The organism is Dyadobacter jiangsuensis, assembly GCF_003014695.1.
Lineage (GTDB): Bacteria > Bacteroidota > Bacteroidia > Cytophagales > Spirosomataceae > Dyadobacter > Dyadobacter jiangsuensis.
In genome coordinates, this window is record NZ_PYAS01000008.1 from 294432 (window position 1) to 306219 (window position 11788).

Below are 11788 nucleotides of genomic sequence, written 5' to 3' on the forward strand. Positions count from 1 at the left end.
GCTGGATGAAACGGTAGAAATAGTTGATGAATTACCGGTGCCGATATACAACAAGACCTGGCGGATTCATCTCGCTCCGCCAGGTCTGTACTAAATGTTTTCGCTCTAAATCTACGTCAATGTAACACCGCAGGGACATGCCGTGCTGGCCTTAGCACTGGTATTATACTCCAATTTCAGCTTCTTACCTTTTTCATCCGCCTCTTCGAGGAGCTCGAAAGTGCGGCGTTCGCCAAGCATCAGAAGCGACTGGAAAAGAACGCCGGCATATTTACTTTCTTCGCTACCCGGGCCCTTTTCCTTGGCGAGATCATTGTAGTGTCCGAAAAGATCTTTTCCTTTTCCCATGATTGTATGTTTTGCTTTGAATTTCAGAATCCTGGTTTCAGCGCAGGAAATCGCGCCGAATTTCTCTTTTGCCAATTTAGAAAAATAATCATAAAAAATCTCAAAAAATGCATGCCAATGTGGGGCGACTTGCGCCGCCTTGACCGCAGACCATGGACCGCCGACCGCCGTTTTGTTGATTGAAGGCTGTATTTTGTTGTTTGTGTGGAGTAGTTCCCTAAGCACATAGACCATTCCGCGGTCGGCGGTCAGCGGTCGGCCGCCAATGTCCGCTTCCGCTCCGCCAACACCTTCCGCATATTCTGAAAGGTTTCGATGGGCGCACGGTAGGCGAACATATTGACAACATGGGCGGGAATATGCCCTCCCGGATCGACTTGCAGCGTATACTCGACCCGTACCCTCGCATGAGGCAACGGGTGCAGCACCCATCGGTTTATGGAAGTGCTGATGCGCACAACGCCCTCCCGCACGGGCATGATACCCGGTACTGCCGGTGCTTCAATGGTAACGATGGGGCTGTTTTCACTTTTTACCACCCTCAAATGTGTCACGAAGTCCCGATTATCCAGCGGCCAGGGCAAGCTTACCTCCGTGTGGTACAGCAGCTCGCTATCTGAAACTCTTCTGATCAACTTGCACGATTTGGTATGGCATACCCATCGCTCGGCTGCGTTGACGTCCAGCAGCAATGCAATTATCTCATCAACACCCGCATCCAGTATACATTCTGCCTTCATGGCCTTGACCTTTGAGTCGGGTACTGTTCTGGCATACACTTTTACCCCGTCACGTACAGCCACACGCTTCCATTCAGCCTGTGCGAACACGACCGTAACGTTCAGTAAAAGAGCCATTAAAACCAGCATCGAGCACCTCATAACGGTGCAAAATTCTCATTTCAATGACCATCAACGAAGCCCATTCCGCCCCTGACGCCGGAAAGCATGTTTCAACTGACAGAATGCATGTTTGAACTGATGAAAGTTCGTTGCTGCCGCTGGATCATTGGATTGAGGCCAAGCAAATCTCAACGAATATTATTGAGCATGGAATTCGGCGGTGTGCTGCAAATACTAGTCGAAAAAGTTGGCAACTTACCAACTTTTATTTTTCTTTGTAACACTAATCACGGAGGGTGCAGCTTCGAACAAACATAGCTGCATCATGAGAATTATCCGCGAACTGTTATTGACCCGCTTCGTGCAAAAACATGCCGATTCGCGTAAAAGCGTAGGTGTTTGGATTCAGGCAGTCGAGACGGCCGAATGGAAAAAGAATTCGGACGTATTGTTTGATTTTCCGACTGCAAAACTGATTAGAGGGAATAGAGCCAGGTTTAAGATAGTAGGAAACAAATATCGCTTGATTGTCGAGATCGACTATAAGGAATCGATCGTTGAAGTACGATTCGTGGGAACACATTCAGAGTATGATCATATTAACGCAGAAACAATCTGAACAATGGAAAAGGCACAATGGTATTTGATTGAAAACGAGGAAGAATACGAGAAAGCGCTGAGTCGCTATGATGAGGTAAAATATTCGGCGAAAGGATCTAGGGAGCATAAAGAAAAAATGCTTCTCGTTCACCTAATCAGCGAATACGAGAAAAGCTTCCGCATTGACGTCGAAGTCGATCCGGTTGAGGTTATTAAAATTAGAATGGAAGATTTCGGCTACAAACCAGCCGACCTGGCTCAGGTATATGGCGACAAAGGGACTGTGAGTAAAGTTTTAAATTACAAACAGGCCCTCTCACTGTCGATGATCCGGAAATTCAGTCAATTGCTACGCATTCCTGTCGAATTGTTGATCCGGGAATATGCTTTGAAAGGTGCCTAAGAGCACCTTCTTTAAACAATCGAAGCCGACACCTCGTACATATTCCCCGGAAGCGCCCAAACGCTAATCCCAACGATCGAGTCCTAGTAATTTTCGGCCCAGTTCGCTTAATTCTGCCGTTTGATAGCGCGTTTGCTCCCAATTTCTTGGGTCGCCGGGAAAGGCGTATCCTTGCGGTGCCTCCCTTTCCCGCCAGGAGCGGATCCGCCATTGCCGCAATGCCTCATCGTCTTCCTGAGCCGGCATCATGGCAATGTATTGCGCGAGGCGGACTTTGTCTTTGCTGCGGTTGGCGCGGATGCCATGCGGCTGGGAGCTATTGAAAATCAGCAGGTCACCTGCATTCATCTTTACTTTCACAATCTCAAAACCTGTTACATCCGGCTGGAAATGGTTCCGGTCCTCGGGCTGCGTCAGTTTCCAGGTATCATAGGTCCTGAATAGCTCGGGCACACATTGAAACCCGCCCATATTTTCGTCGTCCTGATCGGCCAGGGCCAATACTCCTTGCACATTCTGTGGTTTCGTTTCCGGATCGTAATCCCAGTGAATGAAACCTTTGTATTCAAATCCGGGGCGGAGCGGCAGGTTCAGATTGGCACGGTCGATGGTTACCCATAGCTTTTCGGTACCCCAAATGTCGGCAAATGCCTCGTGCACCTTCGGGTACTGCCGGTTATCCCACAGATATTGATGGTTATACACCTCTACCATTCCCGTATTAGTGAGTTCTTTCATTTTCATCTCGGCCCGCGGAGGCGCATACCAGGTTTCCGGATCGTTCGGATCCTTTTCTTCAAACTCCCAGAGAAAATCCGCCAGCCTCTTCACCTGCTCTTTCGGGACCGCGTCCTTGATCACGATATAGCCATTGGTTACCCAAAAATCCCAATCCTCCTCGCTCAGTAGCCGAAGCGGTTTGCCGTTGCTCCTGTCATTAAGCCGCACATTACTTGACTTTGCAGTGGAAGGGTTTCCGGGAATATCCGTGTGCGCATTGGCGGGTGCCATGGTAGCCATTGTTCTCGTCTCCATATCAATAATATTTTTTCATGATTGAATAAAACAAAATTAACACCGCAGCATCCGTCCGGCTACCGCTACAATTACCTACTTTTGCTCTGCATTGACAAAATATACTCTCCGTAATACAAACGCCGGCAAACCAGGAGCAATTAAGGTCTGATTACGATGAAAATCATTCGAGAAAATATCCAGCCCGATCAGGGAAGTTCTTTCAAAATCCTCCTCACACCGGGCCTGAACGACACCTTTCTCTGGCACCTTCATCCCGAATATGAAATCGTGTATGTCGAAGGCTCGGGCGGGACGCGCCACGTGGGCGCGCATACATCTGTGTACGAGGGTAGCGACCTGGTTTTCATCGGCCCGAATATCCCCCACCTCAACTTCGATTACGGCGTGCGCACCCAATGCGAGCAGGTGATCATACAAATGCGGGAGGATTTTCTCGGGAAAGAATTCCTGCTTGCGCCCGAGTTGCACAGCATCCGGAAGCTGTTCGAGCAGTCGCATCATGGCTTGTCATTCTCCGGCGAAACCAAACGTGTGGTGGGGCAAAAACTGAAACAAATGCCGGCGCTGCCTCCCTTCGAACAACTAATGGCTCTTCTGGGCATTCTGAAAACCATGGCGGAGTCAACCGAAACCATCGTACTGAACCCCAAACCGATCGGCAGCAAATCTCTTCATAAAGAGCAGCTGCGGATGCAACAGGTTTATGCCTATGTCGAAGCCCACTTCGACCGCACACCTGATGTGAATGAAATTGCTGCGGCTGTCAACCTGACAACACCTGCATTCTGCCGTTTTTTCAAAACGAATGCACGCATGACTTTCACCGATTTCGTGAACCAGTACCGGATCAATCAGGCCAAGAATCTCTTGCTCCAAGACCGCTCAGTTTCAGAAACATGCTTCGCTGTCGGGTTCGAAAGCCTATCCTATTTCAATAAAATTTTCAGGAAAATTGTTGGTGAAAACCCGTCAGAGTTCAAGAAACGGCATTTGTAGTGAAATTAATGATATTTTTAAAATCAATTGTTTGATATTTAAAATATCTTTCCTATTTTTACCAGTGAAATTTTTATCGCAAAAATTTTATTACACTTCATCATCATGAAATCTATTCACTTCAACAACAACGATTTGAGTACGATCAGGAACATCCGGGAGCATCTCTACGAGTACCTCCTGGTTTTTTCCTGTGATCCGGTAACCGAAGCCGCGATCGGAAGCGTCAAGCAGTATTTTCAAAGGGCTTATGGCTGTGAACAAGCAGCTAATCTCCGCCCTCACCTGACACTTTTCAACTGCATTATCCATGAAAACAAACTCGAACGGGTCATTCAGGGGTTTGAAAAGGTGGCGCGGCACATTACACCATTCCGCATCGAGCTGAATGGTTTTAATAAATACGAAGGCGGCACCTTTTATGTAGACCTGGAAGAAGGCTCTTCACAGCGGGTCAACGGGTTAGTCAAAACACTTAAAAACGAGACGGTTGACCACCTTTCCAAATGGGCTTCCGGCGAATTCCGGTTTTGCACCGACCCGCACGTTACCGTCGCCCGTAAAATGACGCCCTTGCAGGTAAACAGCGCGTCGAAAGAATGGATGTACAAAAAATTCCGTTCGTCGTTCCGTGTTACCGAAATGATCCTGCTGAAACGATCGCTAGTCAGCGGTTCCAAATGCAGGGAGGTCGCACGGATGCCGTTGCTGGGACTACCGGATCAGGCATTTGTGCAGGCGAAGTTGTTTTGATTAAGGTAAGACGTATAGGGATATCCGACTAACAAAATGGTGAGAGACGGCTTTTGAGGTCGGCCTGACGTGGTTATTTTGTATCTTCGGCTATCGGGCTGCGGCAATTCGTAGGAGTTTGTGCTCTTCGATGCACCGGGAGCTTAAAATTCCTAACCACGTTTTATGAAACCAAAACTCCTTTTACGCGCGACGACCGGACTACTGCTTTGTGGCTTCGCAGCCTTCTCGCAGTCATTCAACAATTTCCCCGTTACCACCCAAAAACCGCCGCTACATGGCAAGCATTGGATGGGCATTACGGGTAAGCCGCTGGCCGCAACAGCAGGGACCATTATTTTCAGTAAGGGCGGCAACGCGGTCGATGCATCGTGCGCGATGCTTGCGGCTACCTGTACTATGTGGGATGTGCTGAGCTGGGGCGGTGAAACGCAGGCGCTGATTTATAATCCCAAGACTAAAAAGGTAATCGCCCTTAATGCAATGGGTGTGGCTCCGACGGGTGCTACCGCCGACTTCTTCAAGAACAAAGGGATGAAATACCCGCCTGAATATGGCCCGCTGGCCGCCACGACGCCCGGCACGCCGGGAGGCCTGATGACCATGCTGGCGGAATATGGCACCATGAGCCTCAAAGAAGTCCTCGCTCCCGCTATGCAAATGGCAGAAGGCTATCCGATCGAAGCGCAAACAGCTAATTCCATTGAAAGAGGGAAAGATCAGATTAAAAAGTGGCCGTATCCAACGAAAGTGTTCCTCCCCCACCTGGGCCAGAAACGGGAAGCGCCGGACGCGGGAGAGATATTCGTCCAGAAGGATCTGCGGGCAACATTGCAAAAGCTCGTGGATACCGAGCAACTAGCCTTAAAAAATGGCAAGAATCGCAAAGAAGCCATTTATGCGGCCTACGATCGCTTCTACAAGGGAGATATCGCCAAGGAAATCGCACGCGGCTGCCAGGAGCAGGGCGGCCTGATCACCGAGCAGGATATGGCTAACTGGAAGGTCAAAATCGAAGAGCCATTGATGACGAACTATAAGGGAATCGAAGTTTATAAAATGCAGCAATGGACGCAGGGGCCGGTTATGTTGCAGGCTCTCAATATGCTTGAAAACCTCGATTTGAAAGGCATGGGATACAATTCTTCACGCTACGTGCATGCATTGTACCAGGTCATGAACCTGGTCTTTGCCGACCGGGACTTTTACTACGGCGACCCGGCATTTGCGCCGGAAGAGCCTATGAAGGGCTTGCTTTCAAAGGAGTATGCGAAGGAAAGGTTAAAGCAGGTCAATTGGGAACGTAATGACGCAAAAGCGTTGCCAGGTGACCCGTATCCCTTTGAAGGCAAAAAGAATCCCTTTACGGAGCAGATCAGAAACTGGGGCAATTTCCAGGCATCGCTGAACCGCAATGCCAACGGGCTCGACGAAAAATTCATGGAGGAATTCACGGCAGGCACAACGTCGGTAGAAGCGGCCGATGAAGAAGGCTGGGTAGTGAGCATTACGCCGAGCGGCGGCTGGGTACCTGCATGCATTGCAGGTAACACAGGTGTAGGGCTAAGCCAGCGCATGCAGTCATTCGTGCTAGACGCACGCGAGAATCCATTCAATGTGGTAGAACCGGGCAAACGGCCAAGGGTTACGCTCACGCCCAGCCTGGCGATGAAAGACGGGAAACCATTCCTTTCGTTTGCTAAGCAAGCCGGGGACGAGCAGGATCAGTTGCTGCTGCAATTCTTTTTGAATGTCGTTGAATTTGGAATGACGGTTCAGGAAGCGACGGAGGCACCCAGTTTCAAGACCTTACAGATGTACGCGAGTTTCGGCGAACATGAAAAAGACCCCGGCGGGTTGATACTCAATCAATCCATGCCGGACTGGACGCGGAAAGAACTCTCCCGGATGGGTTATAAGCTCAGCTACCAGCCCCGTACCAGCGGCCCGATCAACGCCATTTACTTTGATTGGCAACACGGCAGCTTTTGGGGAGGGTCGAGTAACCACGGGGAAGATTACGGTTTCGGATGGTAATCTTGTGAAACGGATAAAATATATCCGGTAGGGTTGTTTTCAATGAGCAACCCTACCCCAATTGTGATCGGTCGATGATGCGGATCATACCGAAAGCCTCGCCGAAACCGGTTTGTTGGTAAAATGGGGCCAAGCCCTGCCCTGTGAAGAGCCCCACCAAAGCTCCCTGCGGTGCATTCGCATCCAGCCAGCGCTTTACCTCTCTCATAACCGCCGAACCAACCTGTTTTCGCTGCCAGTCGCGATGTACCATGACGTCTTTGATGTAGAAAAAACTAAGACCGTCACCCAATACAAGTGCGCAACCGACTACTTCGCCGGTTTCGGTGTTTTCTGCCACTGCAATAAAAAGTGTAGCGTCGAGCTTTTGTTGAAGAACGTCGTCGCTTTGTGTGCCCGACCATCCTACCGATTCGGCAAGTTTCCGGTATTCGTCGGTTGTGAGTGCACGGCCCAGTGTTCTTACCTGAGCCGGCAACGCCTGCGACTTGCTCTCTCCGCCGGAAGTTGCGGGTGCGGCGAAGGTAATATAGCTGCCATTAAGGTCCTTAACTACATATTCATCGAAACCCCAGGGCTGTTTCTCCAAATGCATGATAATGTCAGCCTTGCGGTCGAGATGCGACTGGTACAGTTCCCGGATATTTTTAACCCTGATCCACACACATTGTCCGCGCATCCGGTCGGCCGCCTCCACGTCCCGCGAGAACTGGACGAACGCACCATGCCATGAAACGCCCCCGTGATTGGGCGGGGTACCCCAGGTCCAATGGCCCGGAAAACCCAGCACTTCATGCCAGTATTTAACAGTTTCGGCCACATCCTTAACCGACAGTACCGGTTCGGCATGCGATATAAAAGGCTCGGGTTTATCGTTTTCGACTTGCATGGGAATCCATGTTATGATCTCAATAATGCAAGCACGGCCGTATGGTCGCGCTTCTCCGCCCACGCTCGCGGGCGTGCCCAGGGTTTATCGGTCGGCAAATGGGGATTGGCGCCCTTTGCGAGCAAGAACTGCACCATATCGGTCTTGCCTGCTTTCGCAGCCCAGCCGAGCGGTGTGGTGCAATGCTGCTCGTCGATCGCGTCGATATCAGCACCATGTTCGAGAAACAAAACGGCATTATGGACGTCGCCCCGCTCTGCAAACCTGTGCAGAGGGGTAATCCCCAGCCAGTTTCTGAAATTGGCGTTCATCCCGCGCTGGAAGAGGAATTCGGTGAGCTCGCGGCTCTTAATTGCATCCTGCGGCCCCTGGCTCCGCACGCCAACCGCAATCTGTTTAGCCAGACCAGGCTGGTAATGCAGCATCAGCCGAACGAAAGCTTCGTTCCCCTGCCCCGCCGCCGTTTCCAATGCCGATGCATCATTCGCCAACGCGGGATTTGCGTTCAAAACAGCAGCAGCCGTGTGGATATCGCCATAATGGGCCAGCAAATCGAGCGATCGCGCCGCTCCGTAAGAACAAAGCAGGTCGATCATCTCTTTATCGCCGCGCTCCAAAGCCGCCGTAAGCGAATCTGCGGAACTTTCGACAGGTACATTGGGGTATGCACCATGTTCGAGCAGCAGTTTCACAATTTCGATATGATTGTACACCACCGCCGAATGCAAAGCATGGCCCATAGGTGCTATTCCTTCTTCTGGCAGGTTCGGATCCGCCCCCTTTTCGAGCAGCAACTTGACGATCGCCATTCGCCCGGCCATAGCCGCGTTTTTCAACGGCGTACCCGAACCAGCATAATAGGTAACATATTCGGAAGGCTTATTGGCCAGTGACGGATCCAGGTCGAGCAACGCCCTTACCCTCGCCTCATCGCCCTTCAAGGCCGCCATGCAAATGTCCACATACGCGCCTTTACGCACGAGATGTAAGTAAATATCATTGGGCTTCCAGGGCCAATCCTCGGGAACATCACGCCAGCCACGGTAGGAATAATCTCCGTTGGTCAGCTGGATCGGCCGCGCACCGTCGGGCCGCCGGGCGTTGATATCCGCCCCATGGTTCAGCAATGTGTCGATCATCTCCGGTTGGCGTGACATAGTAGCCCAGTGAATAGGCTGATTCCCTTCGTCGTCGGTAGCGTGAATGTATTCTTCCGAACTGCTCAGCAATGTATTAAAAGCCTTGAAATCGCGGCTTCTGATGGCTGCGGCGATTTGCTTTCCTGCCTCTGAACCTCTGTGCCGGTTCAATGCGCGTTCCAGCAGCTCCTCCATCGCTCTAAAACCACGATCGCGGGCCATTTGAATGAGTGGATCGCCTGTGCCGGAGTCAACCGGACTTGCACCATGCTGCAAGAGGTATGCCGCTACTTCCAGCCGGTCGTTAGCCACGGCGAAAGACATCGGCGTTCGGTAGTCGTACGCGCTGCGTACGAGCGAGGCGTCTTTCGCCAGCAACTTTTTAACCTTTTCCAGATCGCCGTCGCGGGCTGCGCAGAACATTTGCCATACATCGGTCCCGAGCCCTGTCGACCAGAACAATCGCTCCTCTTTTTGCAATGCGGCCGGCTGCGTCATGTTGTTACGGGTTGGATAAGGCGTATTTTTGCAGGAAGGACTCGTGTAGTTAGTTATTTTTTGTATTAAATAAAAGGAATGGATTCAATTGAAATTCAAAAAGTTAATACTGATGATCTGATGGAAATCCGGCATCTGGTGCTTTGGCCGGACAAGCCGCGTGAATTTGTAAAAGTACCTGAGGATGCAAGCGGTATCCATTTCGGTTTGTATTTCGAAGGGAAGCTGGTGTCCGTCATTTCATTGTTTGACGATGAGCAGGGCATCCGGTTCCGCAAATTTGCGACACTACCTGATTTTCAAGGCAAAGGACTGGGATCCAGGCTCCTCCATCACGCCATCACGTACGCACAAGCGCAAGGATATACACGTATGTGGTGTGACGCCCGCACCGACGCACTCGGATTTTACGAACGTTTTGGTTTCAAAAAGTTCTCCGAACCCTTTTTCAAGCAACACATCGAGTATTACAAAATCGAGCGAATACTTTGAGGTAAATCCCTATTGAAGTACCACATTCTTTTTCCCGATAAACCGTGCATAAGCAGAACCGGCCGCTTCGAGAGAGTTCTCTGCGGCCACTGGCAACTTGGCTAAGCGGGAGAGCTCGATATGAACAGCATCCTTTTTTTCTGTCCGTCGCCAGGCTGCCATTACCTTTCCCTTCACCATGACCACCGGTTTAAAAATACCACCACCCGATTCGGGATTTTGAGCGACGGCCTCATCCATGGCAGCACTGCGATCAGCGTAGCCGATGGTAATCTCGTCGAATGCAGGTACAAGTATCGCTTTCCCGTTTACCTTCGGAAGCTCCGCCATCGCAGTAAAAAGATATTCACGCCCGTCGACATTGGCAGCTTCAAATTCCGCGCGAACGGCCTCAAAACCAAACTTCGAATCCGTCAGCGACAGGCCGCTCCACCATGCGAAGTCCTGGACAGTGGCCGGGCCATGACTTATAAAGTACCTCCGGGCCAACGCAGCCAATGCTTCCTCCCGTTTCAGTGGGGCCGAAGCAGGCACCTTTTTGTCGAATAATGCATAAGTAAATTTCTTTCCCCGCCGGGCACCATTGCAGATGATTTTGTCCAGCTCAGCCTGAAACATAATATGCGTCGCACGAAGATTGTCCGTTTCAATGCCTGCCCTATTTACCTCTGCAATGACTTCTTCGCGCGTCAGCTCGGCACCATCGGCGAGCAATTTGCCGATCAGGTCGTTGGTAATTTTAAAAACGGCATCGTCCAGTTTCAGCTGTCGATACATTGTGCCCGCGAGCTTATAAACATGGGGGGCTGTCAGATCCATGATCCAGCGGACATCCTCTTTGGCGACAAAATGCCAGGTGGGCCGCATGATATGTGTCCGGATAATGCCGCCCGCATCGATCGCCTGCTCCACGCTCGCATCCGTAGCTTTTTTTAGCCGCATACCCAGCGCCCATTTTGCCATCGCAAAGTCCTGCGACTGCACTGCGCCCATCCAGGCAACCAATTCTGCGGGATCTGTAAAACGGGTATTCAAAATCTGTTGATTAGCAAGGCGCAGTGCGGCAATGTCGGTTAAATTCATGGCTGGATAATGGGTTTTAGGCAAAAGTTTGAGTCACCTAAAATGAGGATTTATATACAAAAAAAAAACCCTGCGCACCGGAATGGCGGCAGGGAATCAAAGAAGCGTTTTTTTACCGGGACACGGAGATTTGTCTCAGACCCGCAGATTGCAGGTAGGCCATGGCCGCAACCCAAACTGCCACTGCCCCGATAAACACATAGCCCAAGGCGGAAATCGGAAATACCTGGAACAGCACAATGGCCGCGCTGCCGACTACCCAAAGCGTATCCAGCACAATCACCAGCCTGACGGCGCGTACGTTCATCGGGTTACCGCGGCTTACCGAAAAGACCAGCGCCGCAAATGCAAGGAGGAAAATACCTACTTCGATAAAAGGCATGGTAGCCGTGGTTTCGAACAGACCGGCGACTGCTTTCGGAAACACAGCCAATCCCAAACCCGTTGCACCTGAACTGATTGCATTAATTAGCATTACATTTTTGAGCATTTTCATATGTCGATTGGTTAGTTGTTTTTGGATGCAACAAAGGTATTGCAGCCCCTCCGCCCACGGCTTACCCGCACGCGCCAACGACTTATCATTTCATGACATGCTCAAAAAATAGTTACAATGTCATGTTTAGTCAGATGTAGTCAGGTCTGGTCAGGTGTGGTCAGGATATAGTCA

General features: G+C 50.7%; 13 protein-coding genes. 6 read left to right on the forward strand and 7 right to left on the reverse strand.

Features of this window, described 5'->3' with window-relative positions; genetic code table 11:
• Window positions 1-111: 111 nt before the first annotated feature.
• Both CLV60_RS34720 and CLV60_RS18125 read right to left on the reverse strand, forming a co-directional pair.
• Complete coding sequence (locus CLV60_RS34720) at window positions 112-582, reverse strand: hypothetical protein (protein ID WP_229211028.1); 471 nt, start codon at window positions 580-582, stop codon at window positions 112-114.
• A gap of 14 nt (window positions 583-596) precedes the next feature.
• Entirely contained in the window at window positions 597-1205 is a 609-nt protein-coding gene (locus CLV60_RS18125) for an START domain-containing protein (protein WP_229211029.1), read from the reverse strand.
• Between the two features lie 310 nt (window positions 1206-1515).
• Between CLV60_RS18125 and CLV60_RS18130 the strand changes: the two genes are divergently transcribed.
• Window positions 1516-1809 carry a type II toxin-antitoxin system HigB family toxin gene (locus CLV60_RS18130; protein WP_106596874.1) on the forward strand — a complete coding sequence of 98 codons (294 nt, stop codon included), beginning with the start codon at window positions 1516-1518 and terminating at the stop codon, window positions 1807-1809.
• Window positions 1810-1812: 3 nt separating this feature from the next.
• Window positions 1813-2193, forward strand: coding sequence for a helix-turn-helix domain-containing protein (locus CLV60_RS18135; protein WP_106596785.1), 381 nt, complete (start codon window positions 1813-1815; stop codon window positions 2191-2193).
• A gap of 63 nt (window positions 2194-2256) precedes the next feature.
• Here CLV60_RS18135 and CLV60_RS18140 read toward each other — a convergent pair whose 3' ends face one another.
• The gene (locus tag CLV60_RS18140; RefSeq protein WP_106596786.1) at window positions 2257-3228 is read right to left on the reverse strand and encodes a phytanoyl-CoA dioxygenase family protein; all 972 of its coding nucleotides are present in this window, start codon (window positions 3226-3228) and stop codon (window positions 2257-2259) included.
• Window positions 3229-3384: 156 nt separating this feature from the next.
• Between CLV60_RS18140 and CLV60_RS18145 the strand changes: the two genes are divergently transcribed.
• The 3 genes from CLV60_RS18145 to CLV60_RS18155 all read left to right on the forward strand — a co-directional run bounded on the left by CLV60_RS18145 (window position 3385) and on the right by CLV60_RS18155 (window position 7017).
• Window positions 3385-4227 carry a helix-turn-helix domain-containing protein gene (locus tag CLV60_RS18145; protein WP_106596787.1) on the forward strand — a complete coding sequence of 281 codons (843 nt, stop codon included), beginning with the start codon at window positions 3385-3387 and terminating at the stop codon, window positions 4225-4227.
• Window positions 4228-4332: 105 nt separating this feature from the next.
• Window positions 4333-4980 (forward strand): 2'-5' RNA ligase family protein, encoded by a 648-nt coding sequence (locus tag CLV60_RS18150; protein ID WP_106596788.1) that lies wholly within the window; start codon window positions 4333-4335, stop codon window positions 4978-4980.
• A 165-nt stretch (window positions 4981-5145) separates the two neighbouring features.
• On the forward strand, window positions 5146-7017 hold the full coding sequence (locus CLV60_RS18155; protein WP_106596789.1) for a gamma-glutamyltransferase family protein: 1872 nt from the start codon (window positions 5146-5148) through the stop codon (window positions 7015-7017).
• 52 nt (window positions 7018-7069) lie between these two features.
• On the opposite strand, the gene CLV60_RS18160 is transcribed toward CLV60_RS18155, so the two are convergent.
• Both CLV60_RS18160 and CLV60_RS18165 read right to left on the reverse strand, forming a co-directional pair.
• Complete coding sequence (locus tag CLV60_RS18160) at window positions 7070-7906, reverse strand: GNAT family N-acetyltransferase (protein ID WP_106596790.1); 837 nt, start codon at window positions 7904-7906, stop codon at window positions 7070-7072.
• Window positions 7907-7917: 11 nt separating this feature from the next.
• Complete coding sequence (locus tag CLV60_RS18165) at window positions 7918-9543, reverse strand: ankyrin repeat domain-containing protein (protein ID WP_106596791.1); 1626 nt, start codon at window positions 9541-9543, stop codon at window positions 7918-7920.
• A gap of 78 nt (window positions 9544-9621) precedes the next feature.
• Here CLV60_RS18165 and CLV60_RS18170 point away from each other — a divergent pair, with 78 nt between their 5' ends.
• A complete protein-coding gene (locus CLV60_RS18170; protein WP_106596792.1) occupies window positions 9622-10035 on the forward strand; it encodes a GNAT family N-acetyltransferase in 414 nt (137 codons plus the stop codon).
• A gap of 9 nt (window positions 10036-10044) precedes the next feature.
• Here CLV60_RS18170 and CLV60_RS18175 read toward each other — a convergent pair whose 3' ends face one another.
• Window positions 10045-11118 carry a winged helix DNA-binding domain-containing protein gene (locus CLV60_RS18175; RefSeq protein ID WP_106596793.1) on the reverse strand — a complete coding sequence of 358 codons (1074 nt, stop codon included), beginning with the start codon at window positions 11116-11118 and terminating at the stop codon, window positions 10045-10047.
• A 112-nt stretch (window positions 11119-11230) separates the two neighbouring features.
• On the reverse strand, window positions 11231-11614 hold the full coding sequence (locus CLV60_RS18180) for a hypothetical protein (protein WP_106596794.1): 384 nt from the start codon (window positions 11612-11614) through the stop codon (window positions 11231-11233).
• Between the last annotated feature and the right edge of the window lie 174 nt (window positions 11615-11788).